The following is a 19,515-nucleotide window of genomic DNA, read 5'->3' as shown; positions in this document are numbered from 1 at the left end:
CAGGAGGGCTGGACATGTCTTTTTCAGGAGAAGTTAAGGAAGAACTGCAAAAACAGGTGGCCGCCGCAAGGCACTGCCAGATTGCAGAGCTGGCCTCTATTCTGCATTTCTGCGGCAGCTTACAGGCGGCAGAAAAAGTTAATAACCGGGAGGAAGGGGTTCGTCCATCTTCTTATGGTGAAAAGCTGGTGATTCAGGCAGAAAATGAAGCTGTTATAAGAAAATGCTTTACATTATTGAAGAAAACATTTAATATAAATACTAGCGTGAATGAAAAACGGGTGGGAAACAGCATGAAACCCGGGTTGAAACCCAGGGTCAGGACCTCTGCAAGGATCAGGGCTTATGATATCGAACTAACGGATCCTGTCCAGATTAAGCAGGTTCTGCAGGCTGCAAAGTTCATGGACAAGGAGGGGATGCTCCGGGACATGAGAGCCCCTGTCAGCGCTATGCTCATCAAAAATTCATGCTGTCAGAGAGCTTTTTTAAGAGGTGCGTTTCTGTCATCGGGTTCCATGAGTGACCCGGGAAAAAGCTATCATCTTGAGATTGTATGCACAAACCTTTTTCAGGCAGAGCAGATTCAGACAATTTTACTTTCCTTCGAAGTGGAAGCCAGAATTGTGCAGAGGAAAAAGTACCATGTTGTCTATATGAAGGATGGTACGGGGATATCAGATTTCCTGAATATTGTGGAGGCCCACAAATCCCTGATGAACTTCGAAAACTACAGAATCGTAAAAGAAATGCGTAACTCTGTGAACAGAAGAGTAAATTGTGAAACGGCCAATATCGGTAAGACCGTGAACGCGTCCACAAGACAGGCGGAGGACATTCTGCTTCTCCAGGAGAAATACGGATTTGAGAATCTTCCGGACGGATTGAAGGAGATGGCGGAAATAAGGCTTGCTTATCCCGATGCCCCCCTTCGTGAGTTGGGGGAATATCTGGATCCTCCGGTAGGAAAGTCAGGCGTGAATCACAGGCTTCGCAAGTTGAGTGAGCTGGCGGATAATGTCAGGTCGCAGCAGGGGATAAATAGGTAAAAGAAGTGGAAGGAAAGTAGTAAAAGGAGGAGTAATTTATGAAAATGAAGGCAGTCAAAATTCAGTTAAGCGGCGGACTGGAAGCAAGGCCGGTTGCTATGCTCGTACAGGTGGCCAGCCAGCATGACAGCACTGTTTATCTGGAATCGGAAGGCAAAAAGGTAAATGCAAAAAGTATCATGGGAATGATGAGTCTTGGCCTTGACAGCGGCGAACTGGTGACCGTTATTGCAGATGGTCCCGATGAAGAAGTTGCAGTAGAGGATATTGCGAAGTATCTTTGCAGCGGCAAAAGCAACTGAATGGAATAAAGACTTTCAAATAAAAAGAAAAGGAGCATATCTATGCTCCTTTTTTAAAGTTCCGAGGGGGCCACATAAGGAGGAATGTGAAAATGGCGAGAAAAAAAATGCTGTTTATTTATAATCCCAAGGCTGGCAAGGGACAGATAAAAAACAATCTTTGCGATATCATCGATGTTTTTGTAAAAGCCGGAAATGAAGTGACTGTTTACCCCACCCAATATGCCGGAGATGCCGTAAGAGTGGCGGCAGAAAAAGCAAAGAAATACGACTGTGTGGTATGCAGCGGCGGTGACGGGACTCTGGATGAGGTGGTTACCGGTATCATGAAGAGCAGCAAACCGGTACCCGTGGGCTACATACCTGCAGGGAGCACCAACGATTTTGCAAACAGCCTGGGAATACCCAAAAATATGAAGGCGGCAGCTGAAACCGTAGTGGACGGAAGGCTTTTTGCCTGTGATATCGGCGCCTTTAACGACGATACCTTTGTCTACATTGCAGCCTTCGGCCTTTTTACCGATGTTTCTTACGAAACGAAGCAGGAATACAAAAACGTCCTGGGGCATATGGCGTATCTTCTGGAAGGCATGAAACGCCTGCCCTCCATCAAATCCTACAAGATGAAGGTAACCGCCGAGAATCTGGAGATAGAAGGGGATTTCATTTTCGGGATGATCACCAATTCCATGTCCGTGGGAGGTTTTAAACGGATTACCGGCAAATACGTGGAGCTGGATGACGGCGAGTTTGAGGTCACCCTGATCAAACGCCCCACCAATGCCATCGAATTGAACCAGATACTCACCGATCTGGTTAACCGCAACATCGACACGGATCAGATGTACTGTTTTAAAACCGCCTCCCTTCACATCGAGTCCGAGGAAGAGGTATCCTGGACTCTGGACGGCGAATTCGGCGGCAAGCATCATGTTGTGGATATGGAGAACCGGAAGCAGGCCCTTCAAATCCGCGTGCCCTGGACACTGGAAGAATAAATACTCCCGGTTCTCCTCCGCCCCAGTGCCGCCCTTCATGAAAGTTGTGTGAAAAGTTTAACTTTCCTTATTTCCTTTTTTAAGAAGATGGGGTATAATAACACCAGTAAAGAGAAATTATTTTAAAATTTAATGGAGGTAGATAAAATGTTAGTATCAGCGAAAGAAATGCTCGACAAGGCAAAAGCCGGCCATTATGCAGTAGGCCAGTTCAACATTAATAACCTGGAATGGACCAAAGCCGTTCTGCAGACAGCACAGGAACTGAATTCCCCTGTAATCCTGGGAGTTTCCGAAGGTGCTGGCAAATACATGTGCGGATATAAGACCGTTGTTGGCATGGTAAACGGAATGCTGGAAGAAATGAACATCACGGTTCCGGTAGCTCTTCACCTTGACCACGGCAGCTATGACGCATGCTATAAGTGCATTGAAGCTGGATTTTCTTCCATCATGTTCGATGGTTCCCATTATGCAATTGAAGAAAACGTTGCAAAGACCACAGAACTGGTTGCAGCAGCTCATGAAAAAGGACTTTCCATCGAAGCTGAGGTTGGTTCTATCGGCGGCGAAGAAGACGGCGTTGTAGGAATGGGCGAATGTGCAGATCCTCAGGAATGCAAGATGGTTGCTGATCTGGGCGTTGATTTCCTGGCAGCAGGTATCGGCAACATCCACGGCAAATATCCCGCTAACTGGAAGGGACTTTCCTTTGAAACTCTGGATGCTATCCAGAAGCTGACAGGGGACATGCCTCTGGTTCTTCACGGCGGAACAGGTATCCCGGAAGATATGATCAAGAAAGCGATCTCCCTCGGTGTTTCCAAGATCAATGTTAATACCGAATGCCAGCTTTCCTTCGCGGCAGCTACCAGAAAATACGTGGAAGCAGGCAAGGATCTGGAAGGAAAGGGCTTTGATCCCCGTAAGCTTCTGGCACCCGGCGCACAGGCTATCAAGGATACCGTTAAGGAAAAAATGGAAATGTTCGGTTCTGTTGGAAAGGCTTGAGAATAAGCCTTATATCCTGACAGGATTATTACCAATACAGAAAATGAGAGCGTTGGCTGAGAGGCCGGCGCTCTTTTTTAGTGGAGGGAAGGAAAGGAAGTCATGGAGCCTGTTAAAAAGCCGTTACGGCAGAGGCTGATAAAGCCTTCCGCATAAAGGCGCAGGCAGCCTTTCGGGCCAGGGCACACACGGAAGAAGCTGGCTTCGGGGGCTCTGGTAAACCAACGCAAAAATGGAGGAAAAAGGGCGGGTGAATTCGTCCTCCTTATCCTCTGAGAGTGCGGTCTGCAATTGGGAAAAGCCTCGCCGGATTTCCGAATCCAGATGCCGGGTTATGGCGTTACATGCATGCATCCGGTCCATATAATGGCCCCAAATCAGAATGTTATCAAATTGCTCCAGAATGCTGCGCAGGCATTTTGAAGGCATATTTTCTTGCAGGAAATGCAGAAGGATCTGCACGATCTGAGCGGTGGAAGCGGTATTCTGGTATCCGGCCCAAAGCCTGGCTGTTTCTTCTTTTTCGGGGCGGCTCAATGCGGAAAATGCCGCAGAGGAAAGGCTGTCTGCACAGACGGACAGAATCTGAAGGACATCCAGAAATAAAACCAGATGCTCCGCTATTATTTTTTCATCCAGCCGGATCGGCTGCAATTCCCCGCCGTTTCGGCGCACAATGCCTTTTTTGTCCAGAGTCCTTACAAACCCGATATCACTGAGCAGGGAAACAGCGTTGGACGCGGTGGATTTGGAAATGTGGTATTCCTCCATGATCAGGGGGACAGAGGGCAGATAAGTACAATTATCGAATTCACCCATTTCACACCGTTTGAACAGGTCCCGGGCCACTACCGTATATAACGGTACCCGGGATTTGCCCGAAAACCACTGGTAGGAATCCTGTCCCGGATCTGCGGGATATTTTTTCCCCAAAGCCTCCAGATAAGAAGCGATCCGTGCGCCCATTTCCCTGTACATACGCCGGAGCCTGCCGGTCAGCGCCGCTTCCTGCCCGTCTCCTGCCAGGGACCGGATGTACTGCAGGTTGGTCCGGGCATAGGTGCAGGTGATGGTGAAAGGATTTGCCAGGCCGGAAGCCGACAGATAAGGGATCCGGGCATAATGTTCCATATCTGACTGGAGATCCAAAATAACCGGATTACGGAAGGGCTTAAGGAATTCGGTAAAAAAGCGGCTGGACTGCAGATAGAATGTATTGAGGTCAGTCTCCCTGGCGGCTGCAATTGTGAGGGAATCCAGTCTGCTATAATCGGGACAGCGCACGGCACCTGCTGCATATAACGGAGGCATCAGGATTTCCAGGCCCCGGTAAATATCCAGTATGCTTTCACTTCGTTTCAGAAGGACGGAAATATAGGACTGCTTGTTTTCATCAAAACAGACCACTGCCCGCTTCCCCGCCGAAGTTCGGATGAAGCCATCTATTTCCAGCATACCCAGAACCTTCCTGACTGTTGTAATCCCGATATTATACTGCCGGCACAGTTCCTGCTGGGAGGGAATGGACTGGCCGCAGCGCAGCACGCCGCTGTACAGCTGGGTCAGCATGGACTGGTATACGGTTTCGTAAAGATTATTCTCCGTCTTCATGACAGCTTTCCTTTCCCTTGTTCACGATTGCTTACAGTATAACATAAATGAAATGAATACAGAATGCTTGCTTAATATTGAAAGATGGAATAAAATAAACCTGTAGCTAAAACGAGAAAGTTTGGACGGGAGATCACTCCTTCGTTTCGAGGTAAAAAAATGGATACAGACAGCCGGGAAAGAGATTATGAATATACAACCCTGATGAATATGCTGCGTGTCAGTGTAAGCAAGCATTTATTAAATGAACATTTTTCATTGGTGTGGGCCAATGATTTTTATTATGAACTGATAGGGTATACAAAAGAGGAATATGAAATCCTTTATCATAATCAATGCGACAGCTACTACAGTAATGATGAACTGGGAATCCATGACGAGGAGGACTGGGAAAGGCTGGGAGGTGTGGTCACAAAAGCCCTGGAGGAGGGCCGATCGGGTTACAGCAATATCGGACGTATACGCAAAAAGAACGGTGAATATGCCCTTGTCCAGATGACGGCAACCTTTGTGAATGACTATATAGACGGATGCCAGGTATCCTATACCGCTATGACGGATGTCACGGATATTATCCAGCAGCAACGGGAGCAGTCCGTAACCTATGATAACCTACCCGGGTTTGTGGCGAAATGCCGCGTCGGGGGAGAACAGGGAATGGAACTTCTGGAGGCAAATTCCCGGTTTTATGACTTTTTTGGGGAAGGGGATGCTTTATTCCGGGAAAACCTGAAGCAGAATGCGGACGTGGTGGAACTTTACCGGAAGAAATTCCAATCCCGGGAAGCGGTGCATTTTGTGGCCCGCTGTATAAACAGGGATGGAAAAGAGGCCTGGCTTCAGGTCAATGCCGCCTGTTTGGATTCGCTGGGGGAAGAACCGCTGTATCTTTTCCTTTTTATTGATATCACAAATGAGACGGAGCTGCGGCAGATGCAGGAGAAGCTGGAGAAGCAGGCGCAGGAGCTGAAAACGGCCCTGCGTCTGGCGGAAAGGGCCAACAGGGCGAAATCGGATTTCCTGTCGCATATGTCCCATGATATACGTACTCCCATGAATGCCATTGTGGGGATGACGGATATCGCCAAATCCCATCTGAATGAGCCGGATAAGATCCTGGACTGCCTGAATAAGATAACCTTATCGGGGCAGCATCTGCTTGGGCTGATAAACGATGTCCTTGATATGAGCAAAATAGAAAACGGCAACATTTCCATCAGCAATATGCCCTTGTCCCTGCCGGAGCTGCTGACCAATGTGGTTACCATCACGCAGCCCAATATCAAAGCCAGAAACCAGAAATTTGCGGTTCGGCTGCATGATCTCAGGCATGAGAGATATTGCTCCGATGCGCTGCGTCTGCGTCAGATCCTGATTAACCTGTTATCCAATGCTTCCAAATTCACACCTTCCGGAGGCTCTGTCACTATGGATATCGCAGAACGGGCAGGAGAGGATGCCCTTTCTGTTTATCTGGACATTGTGATAACAGATACGGGAATCGGTATGAGCCAGGATTTTATGGAACATATTTTTGAGCCTTTTTCCCGCGAACAGGACAGCCGCGTGGATAAAACGGAGGGCAGCGGGCTGGGTATGGCGATAACCAAAAGGCTGGTGGAGCTGCTGGGCGGAAGTATCCGGGTAGCCAGCAGCGCCGGCGAAGGTTCCACTTTTTCTGTGTCGGTTCCCATGCAGTTGGACAATATGCCGCCGATGCCCCTGCGTTTCCCGGAGCTGAAGATTCTGGTGGTGGATGACGGGGAGGATATTCTGGAATACATGGAACAGGCCCTGCGGGAATTCGGCGTCATTGCGGAATGTACGGAAAGCGGCGCAGAGGCGGTGTCCAGGGTGGGAGAAGCCCGCCGGAAGGGCGCGGACTATGACGCCGTCATCCTTGACTGGAAAATGCCGGGCATGGACGGATTGCAGACGGCGCGGCAGATCCGGAAAGAGAATGGCGGGGATATCCCCATACTGATTATGTCCGCCTATGACTGGAGCGAGATTGAGGAGCCTGCCAAGGAAGCGGGAATCACAGGATTCCTGCAGAAACCAATTTTCCTCTCCACTTTGTGCTACGGGATACAAAAATATGTATTGGGACAGGATGTGGTGCAGGATGAACTGCCGACCTATGATTTTACGGGGAAACATATTCTTCTGGTGGAGGATAATGAATTGAACCGGGAAATAGCCCGGGAGCTGCTGCAGCAGACGGGGGCCGCCGTAGATGTGGCGGGCGATGGGAAGGCGGGTGTGGAAGCTTTTGAAAATTCCATGGAAGCCTTTTATGATCTGATATTGATGGATATCCGTATGCCGGTGATGGACGGACTCCGTGCGTCGAGAAAGATACGCCGGCTTTCAAGGAAGGATGCGGCCGGAATCCCCGTCATCGCCATGACTGCGGATGCTTTTGCAGAGGACGTGGCAGCTGCCAGGCAGGCCGGCATGAACGACCATATTGCAAAACCTATTGATGTACAGCAGCTTTACCGCCTGATTGCGCGTTATATTTCCTGACGGCCGTTCCGGCGGCCGCCGGTAACATAAAAAAAGCTCCCGTAAAAAGGGAGGATGCCAGGTAACTGCTTACCTGGCATTTATTATGAAAAAGCTATTTATAAAAAGTTTTGTTGTACGCTTAAGAGGAGAAGATGAAGTTTGGTGTTTCTTTGTTCGCTTCATCTTATGATTATAGTATAGGAAACAGAAGTGTCTAAACAGTGTGTGCCGGATTAATTTTTTTTGAAAAAAATATGAACAATATATGAACGCTTAATTTGGCAAAAACTGACAGAAAAGAAAAGGCCGCTCCCCGGTTTTGACGGGGGCGGCCTGCTGTACGTGTCTGTTTACATTTTTTCCGGTTCCGGATATTGCGTGCCGAAGGTTTCAACGGTCATGGTCTTAATGCGCTGCTCCGTGAGAGGACGGTCGGCGTAATCGGTATTGGTTTCAGCGATTTTATTTACATTTTCCATTCCTTCCGTCACTTTGCCGAAAGCGGCATAGGAACCATCCAGATGAGGAGAATTCTTATGCATGATAAAGAACTGGCTTCCTGCGGAGTTGGGAGCCATGGAACGCGCCATGGAAAGCACCCCTTCGGTATGCTTTAATTCGTTTTTAACACCATTCTGGGAAAATTCTCCCTTAATGGAATAACCCGGGCCTCCGGTTCCGTTTCCGTCCGGATCGCCTCCCTGGATCATGAAGCCTTTGATGACTCTGTGGAAAATCAGTCCGTCATAGAAATTTTTCTGAATCAGGCTGATGAAGTTGTTTACGGAAATGGGAGCGATATCAGGATAAAGCTCAGCCTTTATAACATCTCCGTTTTCCATGGTAATTGTTACAACGGGATTCTGTGCCATAAAATAATTCTTCCTTTCTGTTGTTATGTTGGTTACAATAAACCTGAGGGTTTGCTGCACCGGTCTGCTTCTCCCTCCCCGGCCGGGCGGGGAGAAGCAGGCCGGCGCAGCAGGCCGACAGGTTTATTGTAGCCGAAATATGACAATTCGTAAAGGGAGTACGCGGATTATGTTGGAGAAAGTGGTTCTGGAGCTGGAATGGGAACCGGCGGCAGCCAAAACAGAGGAGCTGGAGGAAGGGCTGGCCCTGTATCAGGTGAAGCTGGAGAGGGGAATATCGGAGGAGACGTTGACGGGGAACGGGATTGTTTATATCACGGACCGGCCGGATGCCGTGCGGGAAAGGGCGGGTAAGGATGCCTGTATCCTGCTTTTTCTGACGGAAGGGAACCGGAGCGGGGACTGGAAAGATATCCCTTATGCGGTGGAGTCGCTGGAAGGGCTGGACGGGGATTTCCTGGAAAAGGTGTATCAGAGGCATATAGGAGAACCTTGGGAAATCCTGGAGACGGAAAGGCTGCTGGTCCGGGAAATGGCGGAAGGGGATTTGGAGGCGTTATACCGGATCTATGATCAGGCGGACGCCGGGGATTTCCTGGACAGGCTTTCTGCGGATCGGGAAGAGGAGAGGGCCTATATGAAAAGTTATATTGAGAAGGCCTATCCTTTCTTTGGGTTCGGTATCTGGATGCTGGTGGAAAAGGAATGCGGGCGCTGTGTGGGCAGAGCCGGTTTTTGTAGGAGGGAGGGCTTTGCCTATCCTGAGCTTGGTTTTATTGTGGCAAAAAAGGAACAGCGGAAGGGATATTGCCTGGAAGCCTGTACGGCACTTCTGGAGTATGGTTTCCGGGAACTGGAGTTTGAGGGGATCCAGGCTCTGGTGGTAGAGGGAAACCGTGCTTCAGAAGAAATATGCAGAAGGCTGGGGGGCCATTTGGCGGAAAACATCTGCTGGAAGGGAAAGAACTGCCTCCGGTTTGTCTGGGAAGCCGGCCAGCCGTTATCTTCTGTTGACGTGATGGGCGCAAGAAAGTTATAATCCCTTTAGTAAGAAATACGATAAAGGATAAAATGGGGAGAGACGATGAAAAACAGAGCGGGGAGATTACTATCTATACTATTGCTTGTTTTGGGACTTCTGCTGACGGCAGGGCGCGGCAGTGCGGGGGAGGAGACGAGCCCGCAGGAGCAGGACGAAAAGGTGACGGTTTATTTTTTTCACAACAATCCCTGCGAATCCTGTCATGAAGGGAAAAAATTCCGGGATCTGGCATCAAAGACGATGGAGGGCAGGCAGACGGCAATCCCATATCAGATAGAAGAATACTATGTGTACCGTACGGACGGAAGGGAGGCCCTGGACCGGCTTGTACAGGAACTGGGGATTCCGGAGGAGGAAGTGTCCTATCCTATGGTGATTGTGGGAAACCGCTGGATTACGGGATATACCCGGATGGAGGAAGAGCTTTACGATTGTCTTGCACAAGCGGCGGGAATGGGGCCGGATATAACCGGAACGAGGGAACCCGGAAGCGGGGACGGGGATAGGACTCCGGGAAAAGCCGGAGGGGAAGGCGGGCTTGCTTTAGGGAATGCAGATAAGGGCAGCATGAACATCCTGTTTTTTTCTACGGAAAGCTGCAGCAGCTGCGATAAGGTAAAAGAATATCTGAAAGAGCTTCCGGCGGAAATAACGGCGGACGGAGCCGCCCTGCCTGTGAATATCCGGGAGCTATCCGTGATGGAAGAGGAAAATGCCTCGTATTTGCTCCGGTTATACGAGGCCTATCAGGTACCGGTGTCCCGGCAGAAGGTTCCGGTCATATTCATAGGGAACCGCTATCTGTCCGGTGAAAAGCAGATACGGAGCGGACTTGCGGATTTGATGAAGGCAGGGGAGGGGATCGGAGCCGGTTATGATCCGGAAATGCTTGCGGGTTCCGCTGTGGGAGGTGCCGGCTTTACCGCAATGGCATCCGTGGGGGCTGTCCTGCTTACCGGTTTCCTGAACGGGCTGAATCCCTGCGCCCTGTCCATGACCCTGCTGTTTCTCTCTCTGCTTGCGGCGGCGGGAGGCCGGTTCCTGCGGTACGGGCTTTGCTATCTGGCAGGGAAATTCCTGGCGTACCTCGGCCTTGGTATGGCGGTGGCAGCCGCGGCATCTTCCATCCCGATGGATGCCTTCGGAACGGCGAGGGATGTGCTGAATATTCTGCTGCTCGTTTTCTGTCTGGCGGCGGCCCTGGGGAATTTATGGGATTTTGTCCAGGTCAGGAAAGGGAATTTCGGGAAAGTGCGGATGCAGCTTCCCAAAGCGCTGCGCAGATGGAACGAAAAGCTGATGCAGTCGGCTGTGCGGCCGGGGATGGGGAAGCTTTTGTTTCTGGCTGTGTTCGGAGGAAGCGTGGTGATTGCCCTGGGTGAATTTTTCTGCACCGGACAGATCTATCTGGCGTCCATTCTGCAATGGGTGCAGTCGGCTCCGGGGGAAGGCGTCCCCTTCTTTATTTTCTGCCTCTATATTGCTGCCATGTGTATCCCTGCCCTGCTCATCATTCTTCTTGTGGCGGGCGGAAAAAGTGTATTTGCCCTTTCGGAAAAAAGCCTGCAGCGGATGCCTTTGGTGAAGCTGCTGTATGCGGTCCTGTTTCTTGTGTTCGCCCTGTTTTCGCTGTACATGCTGCTATAAGGGAGGTGCCGGCCTGTGTTTGGAAAAAAGAAGGAAAAAGAAGAGTGTATCCGTATCTGCCTGAACGGGGTGGAGATCTATCGGGGAACCATGACCGATCTTCCCCTGAAGGAAGAAATCATCCTGGGTAAAAGCGATGAGTTTTTTAACGATCCCAATCCCTGTTTTATCCACCGCAGCGCGGTCCGCGTCCGGCTTCTGGCGGAGCTGGAGGAGGCGGAAAAGCAGGAAAACTGGGAGCTTTGGAACCGGTATGCAGCCTTTCCGGGAGTGGATTCGGTAGAACGCATTTGAAGCAGCAGGGGGGCTGCGGCAGCCGGCAGAGGGCTGAAAAAACGGGAAATCTGCGGACGGCCTGTGTGAAGGAAATAATAAAAATAAAGAAAAAAACATTTGACATTCCTTTTCATGTGTGTATAATAGAGTTCAAACAAAGGCGTTTTAACCAATATCTGGTTAAGGCGCTTTTTTTTATTTTCAGAAAAAGGCACGAAGTGTCTGTTTCTCAAGGAGGGAACGCGTATGAAAAAGCTGGAAATTATTATTAAGCCGGAAAAGCTGGAGGATTTGAAAGAGCTTCTGGACACGGAGGAGGTAAACGGCCTGAATATCGTCAATATTATGGGCTGCGGGAATCAAAAGGGCATTGTGAAAAAATACAGGGGCGCCGAATACCGGGTGAACCTTCTGCCCAAGATCAAGGTGGAAACCGTTGTTGCCAGGGAACATGCGGATAAACTGATTGACAAGATAGTGAAGGAAATCAATACCGGCAGCATCGGTGACGGAAAGATTTTTGTATATGATGTGGCGGACGCCGTTAGGATCCGTACCGGGGAGCACGGAACCGACGCTTTGTAAAGGTCCCGGGAAACAGCAGGAAAAAACAGGATGGAAAAATTTATCGAAGGAGATAACAAAGGGGCTGCACTCTTTATTATCTCTTTTTTTGCGCATGTGCTTGATTTGCCCGGCGCGGTAACCGCTGTTAAGGAAGCAGGCCGGGGAGCAGAAAGCTCTGTGCTGTGAAAAGAGGAGGAAATGGTATGTATTTATCGGATTTGATTGCAGGCGGCATGAGTTCGGAAGCTGCGGTAGAATTATTGTTAAATATTGTATGGACCTGTCTGGGAGCTTTTCTGGTATTTTTTATGCAGGCGGGGTTTGCCCTGGTGGAAACCGGCTTTACAAGAGCAAAAAATGCCGGAAATATAACAATGAAAAATTTAATGGACTTTGTATTAGGAAGTATTTTCTTCTTTGTGATTGGTTTTGCTATTATGTTCGGAAAGGATGCCGGAGGGTTTATCGGAACAACCGGGTTTTTTGACACCTATGGCCTGGCGGATGCAAAAGGCATGTTCCATGGGCTTCCCATCGGGGTATTCATGATTTTCCACACGGTGTTCTGTGCCACCTCGGCTACTATTGTTTCCGGCGTCATGGCGGAGAGGACAAAGTTTTCCGCATATCTGATTTACAGTGCTGCCATTTCTGTTTTCATTTACCCGGTAACAGGGCATTGGATCTGGTCCGACGGCTGGCTTTCGGGATTGGGCTTCCATGACTTTGCCGGTTCCACGGCGGTACATATGGTAGGCGGTGTGTGCGCGTTTATCGGGGCCGCTGTTGTCGGCCCCCGTATCGGAAAATTTGACAAGGACAAAAAACCCCAGGCGATCCCGGGGCATAATATCATCATTGGCGCCCTTGGCGTATTTATCCTCTGGTTCTGCTGGTTCGGTTTCAACTGCGGTTCCACGACCGGCGCCGCAACAAGCCTCGGTGATATCGCCATGACCACCAATCTTGCCGCTGTGGTTTCTACCGTTACCGTTCTGTTCCTTACCTGGTTCCGTTACGGCAAACCCGATGTCTCCATGACACTGAACGGTTCCCTGGCCGGCCTGGTTGCGATCACTGCCGGCTGTGACGTGGTTTCGCCTTATGCGGCTATGGCTATCGGACTTGCTGCCGGTTTTCTGGTGGTATTTATTGTGGAACTGCTTGACAAGGTTCTGAAGGTTGACGATCCGGTAGGTGCGGTGGCTGTCCACTGCGGCTGCGGTGCGATGGGGACTGTGCTCACCGGTGTATTTGTAAAATCTTCCGTATTGGCGGACTGGGGCATGAGCCGTATGCAGTTCCTGGGTATCCAGGTGCTGGGCGTGGTATCCGTTATCGCCTATGTGGCGGTATGCGCGTTTGTCCTCTTCACCGTACTGAATAAAACCATGGGTCTGCGGGTTACCGCGGAAGAAGAAATCGAAGGCCTGGATATGCATGAGCACGGCATGAGCGCCTATGCCAACTTCCGGCTGCACGATGACCGATAAGGCTTCTTTGTGTTCCTTGTAATTTCTACTTCGGTTCCGGCAGAGCGGAAAACAGCCGGAGAAAAGCATTTCCCGCAAGGGATAAAGGCGTATCGGTCCGGTAAATAACGCAGATTTCCCGTTCCGGGACAGTTTCCGTCAGGCGGATCGCAAACACCTTTCCTTCCTCCAGCGCGTTTTCCGCAAACGGGAGGGGGACAAAGCCGACTCCCAGATTATTGGCAGCCATAGGTGTGATTAAATCCGTGGTAGCCAATTCAATATCCGGGCTTATGGTAAGATGGAAGGAGAGAAAAAAATCGTCCAGATATTGTCTGGTGACCGTCCCGGGCTCCATACAGATGAATGGATATCCGGCCAGCTCCCTGGGAGTGACCTGGCGGCCGGCCAGCGCGGAGAAATCGGATCCTGCGATGAAAATATCCTGAAAACCGGCGAGCCTGGTGACGGAAAAATTGTCCCGGGGAAGAAAAGCCCCTTTATAATCAGGCCGCATAACCAGTATGGCAAAGTCGATGTGTCCTGCCCGGAGGGCGGCCAGAGAGGCGGGGGTGCTGGTGTTGTTCACTTTTATTTTCACACCGGGATGGGAGGTCTTAAACTGCTTCAGAAAAGGAAGCAGAAAAAAATGAAGGGTGGTTTCACTGGCCCCGATACGGACCTGGCCCTCCAGCAGTTCTTTTTTTGCCCTCAGTGCGTTTTCCGCTTCAAAAATATGCTCACAGGCGGTCTTTACATGTTCATACAGCATCACCGCTTCCGGTGTCAGCGATACCCCTTTCCGGGAGCGTTGAAACAGGATGCAGCCCAGTTCCTTTTCCAGAGTCTGTATGGCATGGGTGACGGTGGGCTGCGTGACATAAAGCGCCTTTGCCGCCTCCGTGAAGCTTCTGAACTTTGCCACATAGTAAAAGGTTTTGTAAGAATCAAAGCTTACGCTCATCTATTAGTTCCCCTTTCCGTCTCAGGCGTGCCGTGTCTTTCTGGACAGATACATAGATAATATCTATAAAATAAATAGAAAATATTGATTTTATTTATCTTATGGAAAGTAGTATAATACAGGACGGTCTGAAAGGCAAATAAACAGATACGTTAAGTAAATCTATGAGGACGGCAGAACAGGGAGGAAAGAAGAATGAATAAGGATCTGACGGTGGGAGAACCGCAAAGCGTGCTATGGAAATTTTCCATACCGATGTTTGTCAGCGTGATTTTCCAGCAGCTGTATAATATTGCGGACAGTGTCATTGCGGGCAAGTTTGCAGGGGAGGATGCGCTGGCTGCGGTGGGCGCCTCCTATCCGATCACTATGATTTTCATGGCGATCGCGGTGGGAAGCAACATCGGCTGCTCAGTGGTGATTTCCCAGTATTTCGGGGCAAAATGGTACAAAGAGATGAAAACGGCGGTTTCCACCACCATGCTTGCCTCTCTGGTCCTGTCCGTACTGCTTACGGCAGCAGGGCTTTTGGGCAGCAGGGGGCTGATGCATATGATCAATACCCCGGATAATATCTTTGGGGATGGGGATCTGTATCTGCGGATTTACGTCGGAGGGTTTGTTTTTCTCTTCCTGTATAATGTTGCCACCGGAATTTTTACCTCGCTGGGTGATTCGAAAACACCGCTGTATTTTCTGATTGGTTCCTCCATCGGGAATATTTTTCTGGATACGCTTTTTGTAGCGGTATTTCACTGGGGAGTGGCCGGTGTGGCATGGGCCACTTTCCTGGCGCAGGGAATTGCCTGTGTCCTGGCGCTTGTTACCCTTAAAAAGAGGCTGGCGGCCATACATACGGAGGAAAAGGCCGCGGCCTTTTCCTGGAATATGCTGGGGAAAATCAGCAGGATTGCGGTTCCCAGCATCCTGCAGCAAAGTTTTATTTCCATAGGGAATATCTTTATCCAGGGACTGATTAATTCTTATGGTTCCTCGGTTATTGCCGGTTATTCCGCGGCGGTTAAGCTGAATACCTTTGCCATCACCAGCCTGACGACCCTGGGAAACGGAACCAGCAGCTTCACGGCCCAGAACCTGGGGGCAGGAAAACAGGAGCGAGTTAAGAAGGGATTCCGGGCATCGGTAAAGCTGGCCTTGCTCATCACGGTCCCCTTTTTCGCGGTCTTCTTTTTCGGAAGCCATGCCGTGCTTTCCTTATTTATGAATGAGGGGAGTACGGTGGCGATGGAAACCGGAGCACAGTTTTTACAGATTGTCTCTCCCTTTTATTTCGTAATTTCCCTGAAGCTGATGGCGGACGGCGTCCTGAGGGGAGCGGGGGCGATGAAATCCTTCATGACAGCCACATTTACGGACTTGTTTCTGCGTGTCATCCTGGCCTTCGTGCTGGCGGTGCCTTTTAAAACCATGGGAATCTGGCTTTCCTGGCCTATCGGCTGGACGGTTGCTATGGTGCTGTCCCTTTTCTTCTATAAAAAAGGGGTGTGGAAAAACAGTTTCCTGACGGCAGCAGAAGAGGAAATGGAGGAGGAAGCGCTGGTATTGGAGGCGGAGGGTGTGATTGTGTTCCCGGAAGAAGGAAATATTTAGTATCGTCTCAGGTAGGTTCGCTCCTGTTATAACATCTGAAGAATGGTATCCTTATGTGAAAAATTGTTTCTGTACGTTTTCCCCGAAATGTGATACAAACAAGGTATGATAATCGCTGCGGCGGTACAGAAAGGGGAAACAAGGGATGAAGGATTATTGTCTGTGGGAAAAGCAGCCTGCCGGACAGTTCTGTGATGCCCATTATCTGGGAAACGGGAGTCTGGGGATGTCTGTTATGGGCAAAGCGGTGCTGGAGGAGGTATTTATCAATGAAGATACCCTCTGGTCGGGGAGCGAGGGCTTTTATCTGAACCCCCGGCATTATGACCGGTTTGTGGAAGCCAGAAGGCTTGTTTTGGAGGGAAGGGAAAAAGAGGCCAATACCATTATTAATAATGATATGGAAGGCCGCTGGTTTGAAACCTATCTGCCCCTTGCCAGCCTGCATATGACTATGGGGCAGGCGGATAACAGGAGAAACATGCCTCTTAAGAGGGTGATAGAGCCTCAGCCGGAAGATATTAAGGAGTACCGGCGCTGCTTGAGCCTCGGGGATGCGGTGGAAACGGTTTCCTGGATGCGGGACGGAATCAGATACCGGAGAGACTATTTTGTCAGCTATCCGGATAACACGGCGTATGTGTATTGTACGGCGGAGCCGGAAGAGGGACGGGGGAAGGAAAAGGTACTGAATTTTGCCTTCGGCCTGGATTCTCCGCTTCATTATAGCAATGGGACAAAAGACGGGGAGGCTTTTCTGACAGGGATAGCCCCGGATCATGCGGAACCTAATTACACAGCGGTTACGCCCCGTTTTATTTACAAGGATCCGGAAAATTCGGATGCGCTCCGGTTTGCATGCTGCGCCAGAGTGATTTCCAGTGACGGAACCGTGGCTTCGGATGGTGCGAGGGTGTACGTGAGCGGAGCGGGTTATGCCCTGCTTGCCATCCGGGCTGCTACCAATTATGCGGGCTACCGGGTTCCCAGAGATCGGGATGCGGGCAGACTGCTGGCGGAAATACGAAGCGGTATCGACAGCCTGCAGAAGGCGGGACGGGACTATCAGGGGGCAATGGAGGCACATCTTAGGGATTACCAGGCGCTTTATAACCGGGTGGATCTGGATTTGGGAACCCAGCTTACCGGAAACCTTCCCACCACCCAGAGGCTTCGTTTCTGCGGGGAAGGAGTGGATGATCCGTCCCTGGCGGCTCTGATGCTGCAGTACTCCCGGTATCTGACCATAGCAGGATCCCGTCCCGGCAGCCAGGCGCTGACCCTGCAGGGGATATGGAACGACACGCCGAATCCGCCCTGGTCCAGCAATTATACCAACAATATCAATGTGGAAATGAATTATTGGCCCTGTGAAGTCCTGGGCCTTCCGGAATGCCATCTCCCTTTGATGGATTTGCTGACGGAGCTGGCGGACGCGGGCAGGCAGACAGCAAGGGAATATTATCATATGGGCGGCTGGGTGGCCCATCACAATGCGGATTTGTGGCGTTCCACGGAGCCAAGCTGTGAGGATGCTTCCTGGAGCTGGTGGCCTTTTGGCGGCGCGTGGATGTGTGAACACATCTGGACCCATTATGAGTTCACCAGGGACAGGGAGTTCCTGAAAAAAATGTATCCCGTACTCCGGGAAGCGGCTGTATTTATGCTGGATTTCCTGGTGGAGAACAACGACGGCTATCTGGTGACAGCGCCCTCCCTTTCCCCGGAGAATAAGTTCCTTACCAGCGGGGAAGAAACCGTAATCGAACTGATAGAGGAGGTGGCAAAGGAAAGCCGATGCTCGCCTAACCATCCCTGTATCAGTGCGGTCACCATGGGATCTGTCATGGATATGAGCATCCTGCGGGAGCTTTTTTCCAATGTGGAAGAGGCGGCCCGGATTCTGGATATCAAAGGGGATCCGGTGCCCGGACAGGCGGCGGAAGCCAGGAAAAGATTCCCTCCGTATCGTACCGGGCGGTTCGGACAGCTGCTGGAATGGTATGAGGACTATGAAGAGTGTACGCCGGGTATGTCTCACACATCCCATATGTATCCGGTATATCCCGGCGGGCTGATTACCGAAACCGGTACGCCGGAGCTGTTCGAGGCGGCACGGCGCAGTCTGGAGAGAAGGCTTCTTCATGCAAAAAAACAGAGCGGCTGGCCCGGTTCCTGGAAGGTTTCCCTGATGGCACGGTTTAAAAACCCGCTGGAATGCGGGCATATCCTGAAAAGCACAGGAGAGGATCTGGGTGCGGGCATGATGACCGGCGTAAATCAGCAGATGGATGCGATATTCGGTCTTGGTGCTGGTGTGGCGGAGATGCTGATACAAAGCCACCAGGGCTTTATTGAGCTTCTTCCTGCCGTACCCGTGGACTGGATAGACGGTTCCTTCCGGGGAATGCGGGCGAGAGGGGGATTTTCGGTATCCGCAGCCTGGAAAAAGGGAAGATTGACGGAGGCGCAGATCCGGGCGGAAGCGGACGGCCTTTGCCGTATCAAGGCCCGGGGCCTGCTGCGCGCGAACGGTTCAGGGGGCAGCAGGGAGGCTGCGGATGGAATGGCGGAATGGGAAGCCCGGAAGGGGGAGACTTACACCCTGGAGTTTTCCGGCGAAGAAATAGCGGACAGGAGCTACCAGGTATAGGGCTGCCTGATCCGTTTCCGGGATCGCTGACAAAAACAGGACCGGCCTGTGGGAAAACCCGCAGCCCGGTCCTGTTTTCTGCCTGGGAGACAGGCGTCAGTTAAAACGCCCTCCCGGCACTCTCTATGAAATTAACGCAGGCATTAAGCCGCGCTTACCACCACACGCCCATTGCGGCTGAGAGCGATGCCGATATGGAAAACTTCCACACAGGCACAGAGCTTATCCGCACCGGAAATAATCCAGGCTTCCTGGGTTTTCGGAAGAGGGCCCAGGGGAAACATATGGGACAGTATGGCTTCTTTTTCTTTTTCGGTGATATCGAAGGTATCTTCGCTGTTTGCCGCAGCCACCTTGGGATGGCAGAAGGCCTGCATTTCCCGGGAGGGACGGCCCTGCCTGGGATCATATAAAAAGAAATCATGGAGCAGTCCTGCCCTGGCGGCCGCTTTGGCGTCGCAGCCTAATTTCTTTGCCAGCAGCCATGAAATATAAGAGACATTCATGCTGTGCATCAGCCTTGTGGTTGCATAATGATGCCTGAAGCAGTTCAAGGCTAAGAATTCCCTGTTTGTGAGGATGTCAGAGACATCCTCAAGATACTCTGCGTCAATATCCTCCGACAATGTAATGTCCATCGGCAACACGCCCTTTCTCTTTTTGTCTATTTATATTATGACGCAAGTCCGGAAGGGTATCAATAGACTTAAGAAAGATATAAGATTCTTTTCACAAAGTACCTTCATATATCGTTTCGGAAGAACCTGCGGTAAAGGCGGCCTCCCTGTTCAAAGAGCCACAGGGCGGCGTGCATGGCAGGCTGGGCCAGGAGGAGGAATACTGCCAGGACCAGGGAACCCATGATAAATTCCGGCGCGCCGAAGAGATAGCTGCCCTTTTCCCGGAAGGACATTTCACGCCTGCTAAGT

At 50.8% G+C, this 19,515-nt stretch carries 18 protein-coding genes; 13 read left to right on the top strand and 5 right to left on the bottom strand.

Going from position 1 to position 19,515, the window contains the following annotated elements:
* Positions 1-14: 14 nt before the first annotated feature.
* From whiA to fba, 4 genes are all read left to right on the top strand, one after another.
* The gene (gene whiA, locus DXA36_RS05440; protein WP_118677069.1) at positions 15-1,049 is read left to right on the top strand and encodes a DNA-binding protein WhiA; all 1,035 of its coding nucleotides are present in this window, start codon (positions 15-17) and stop codon (positions 1,047-1,049) included.
* 38 nt (positions 1,050-1,087) lie between these two features.
* Positions 1,088-1,351 carry an HPr family phosphocarrier protein gene (locus DXA36_RS05435; RefSeq protein ID WP_009251556.1) on the top strand — a complete coding sequence of 88 codons (264 nt, stop codon included), beginning with the start codon at positions 1,088-1,090 and terminating at the stop codon, positions 1,349-1,351.
* Between the two features lie 92 nt (positions 1,352-1,443).
* Positions 1,444-2,349: a diacylglycerol/lipid kinase family protein gene (locus DXA36_RS05430; RefSeq protein ID WP_118677067.1), complete on the top strand. Its 906-nt coding sequence runs from the start codon at positions 1,444-1,446 to the stop codon at positions 2,347-2,349.
* A gap of 147 nt (positions 2,350-2,496) precedes the next feature.
* Entirely contained in the window at positions 2,497-3,360 is an 864-nt protein-coding gene (fba, locus tag DXA36_RS05425; RefSeq protein ID WP_118677065.1) for a class II fructose-1,6-bisphosphate aldolase, read from the top strand.
* A 123-nt stretch (positions 3,361-3,483) separates the two neighbouring features.
* Here fba and DXA36_RS05420 read toward each other — a convergent pair whose 3' ends face one another.
* A complete protein-coding gene (locus DXA36_RS05420; protein ID WP_118677064.1) occupies positions 3,484-4,971 on the bottom strand; it encodes a GntR family transcriptional regulator in 1,488 nt (495 codons plus the stop codon).
* 159 nt (positions 4,972-5,130) lie between these two features.
* Here DXA36_RS05420 and DXA36_RS05415 point away from each other — a divergent pair, with 159 nt between their 5' ends.
* A complete protein-coding gene (locus tag DXA36_RS05415; protein WP_118677062.1) occupies positions 5,131-7,500 on the top strand; it encodes a response regulator in 2,370 nt (789 codons plus the stop codon).
* A 332-nt stretch (positions 7,501-7,832) separates the two neighbouring features.
* Here DXA36_RS05415 and DXA36_RS05410 read toward each other — a convergent pair whose 3' ends face one another.
* Entirely contained in the window at positions 7,833-8,354 is a 522-nt protein-coding gene (locus tag DXA36_RS05410) for a peptidylprolyl isomerase (RefSeq protein WP_118677060.1), read from the bottom strand.
* A 169-nt stretch (positions 8,355-8,523) separates the two neighbouring features.
* Between DXA36_RS05410 and DXA36_RS05405 the strand changes: the two genes are divergently transcribed.
* The 6 genes from DXA36_RS05405 (at position 8,524) to DXA36_RS05380 (ending at position 13,379) form a co-directional block, all read left to right on the top strand.
* Positions 8,524-9,393, top strand: a complete 870-nt coding sequence (locus DXA36_RS05405; protein ID WP_182478942.1) for a GNAT family N-acetyltransferase — start codon at positions 8,524-8,526, stop codon at positions 9,391-9,393.
* 45 nt (positions 9,394-9,438) lie between these two features.
* Positions 9,439-11,043 carry a hypothetical protein gene (locus DXA36_RS05400; protein ID WP_118677056.1) on the top strand — a complete coding sequence of 535 codons (1,605 nt, stop codon included), beginning with the start codon at positions 9,439-9,441 and terminating at the stop codon, positions 11,041-11,043.
* A gap of 15 nt (positions 11,044-11,058) precedes the next feature.
* Entirely contained in the window at positions 11,059-11,337 is a 279-nt protein-coding gene (locus DXA36_RS05395) for a hypothetical protein (protein WP_118677054.1), read from the top strand.
* Between the two features lie 228 nt (positions 11,338-11,565).
* On the top strand, positions 11,566-11,904 hold the full coding sequence (locus DXA36_RS05385) for a P-II family nitrogen regulator (protein ID WP_118677050.1): 339 nt from the start codon (positions 11,566-11,568) through the stop codon (positions 11,902-11,904).
* A 30-nt stretch (positions 11,905-11,934) separates the two neighbouring features.
* On the top strand, positions 11,935-12,072 hold the full coding sequence (locus DXA36_RS32865; RefSeq protein ID WP_182478941.1) for a hypothetical protein: 138 nt from the start codon (positions 11,935-11,937) through the stop codon (positions 12,070-12,072).
* A gap of 17 nt (positions 12,073-12,089) precedes the next feature.
* Positions 12,090-13,379 (top strand): ammonium transporter, encoded by a 1,290-nt coding sequence (locus tag DXA36_RS05380; RefSeq protein WP_118677048.1) that lies wholly within the window; start codon positions 12,090-12,092, stop codon positions 13,377-13,379.
* Between the two features lie 25 nt (positions 13,380-13,404).
* Here DXA36_RS05380 and DXA36_RS05375 read toward each other — a convergent pair whose 3' ends face one another.
* Positions 13,405-14,322, bottom strand: a complete 918-nt coding sequence (locus DXA36_RS05375; RefSeq protein ID WP_118677046.1) for a LysR family transcriptional regulator — start codon at positions 14,320-14,322, stop codon at positions 13,405-13,407.
* 195 nt (positions 14,323-14,517) lie between these two features.
* Here DXA36_RS05375 and DXA36_RS05370 point away from each other — a divergent pair, with 195 nt between their 5' ends.
* Together DXA36_RS05370 and DXA36_RS05365 are read left to right on the top strand one after the other, a co-directional pair.
* Complete coding sequence (locus DXA36_RS05370) at positions 14,518-15,933, top strand: MATE family efflux transporter (protein ID WP_118677044.1); 1,416 nt, start codon at positions 14,518-14,520, stop codon at positions 15,931-15,933.
* A 145-nt stretch (positions 15,934-16,078) separates the two neighbouring features.
* Entirely contained in the window at positions 16,079-18,586 is a 2,508-nt protein-coding gene (locus tag DXA36_RS05365) for a glycoside hydrolase family 95 protein (protein WP_118677041.1), read from the top strand.
* 143 nt (positions 18,587-18,729) lie between these two features.
* Here the strand turns inward: DXA36_RS05365 and DXA36_RS05360 are convergent, their stop codons facing one another.
* Positions 18,730-19,224 (bottom strand): HD domain-containing protein, encoded by a 495-nt coding sequence (locus DXA36_RS05360; protein ID WP_118677039.1) that lies wholly within the window; start codon positions 19,222-19,224, stop codon positions 18,730-18,732.
* A gap of 104 nt (positions 19,225-19,328) precedes the next feature.
* A complete protein-coding gene (locus tag DXA36_RS32860) occupies positions 19,329-19,499 on the bottom strand; it encodes a hypothetical protein (protein ID WP_182478940.1) in 171 nt (56 codons plus the stop codon).
* Positions 19,500-19,515: the final 16 nt, after the last annotated feature.

The organism is Eisenbergiella sp. OF01-20, assembly GCF_003478085.1.
Lineage (GTDB): Bacteria > Bacillota > Clostridia > Lachnospirales > Lachnospiraceae > Eisenbergiella.
Note: the sequence above shows the minus strand (reverse complement) of the source record. Positions and strands in the feature narration are given on the sequence as shown.